1 protein-coding gene is annotated in these 653 nt (G+C 63.6%); it reads left to right on the top strand.

Annotated features, from left to right (window positions below):
- Window positions 1–653, top strand: a 653-nt coding sequence (locus ACK4IR_RS12375) for a dTDP-glucose 4,6-dehydratase (RefSeq protein WP_409874642.1), incomplete at both ends; no start/stop codon positions are given.

Below are 653 nucleotides of genomic sequence, written 5' to 3'. Positions count from 1 at the left end.
TCGCGGCCGAAAGCCATGTCGATCGGTCGATCACCGGGCCCGACGCTTTCATCGACACCAACATCGTCGGCACTCACAGCTTGCTGAAAGCGGCGCGCAAGGCGTGGCTCGACAGCGGAAGCGGCCAGCCGCACCGGTTCCATCATGTTTCCACCGACGAGGTTTTCGGCTCGCTCGGGCCGAACGATCCCGCGTTCAGCGAGACCACGCCCTATGCCCCCAACTCGCCCTATTCGGCTTCCAAGGCGGCGTCAGATCACCTCGTCCGGGCCTACCATCACACCTATGGGCTGCAGGTGACCACGAGCAATTGCTCGAACAACTACGGCCCCTACCAGTTTCCCGAAAAGCTGATCCCGCTGTTCCTGATCAACTGCCTGCACGGCCGGCAGTTGCCAATCTATGGCGACGGCATGAACCTGCGCGACTGGCTCCACGTGTCCGATCATTGTCGCGGCATCGAGCTTGTCATCGAGCGGGGACGGGTGGGCGAAACCTACAATATCGGCGGCGGCGAAGAACTGCCCAATCTTGAGGTGATCGATCGGATCTGTGCGGCCGTCGACGTGGCCTTTGCCGCCGACCCTTCCCTCGGGGGCCGGTTCCCCGATGCACCCGCGGCGCGGGGTGAGCCGACCGACACGCTGAAGACA

Origin of the sequence: Thermosynechococcus sp. (assembly GCF_046299635.1) — a bacterium.
GTDB lineage: Bacteria > Cyanobacteriota > Cyanobacteriia > Thermosynechococcales > Thermosynechococcaceae > Thermosynechococcus.
The sequence above is the reverse complement of the archived record's forward strand: the minus strand, read 5'-3'. Positions and strand labels throughout refer to the sequence as shown.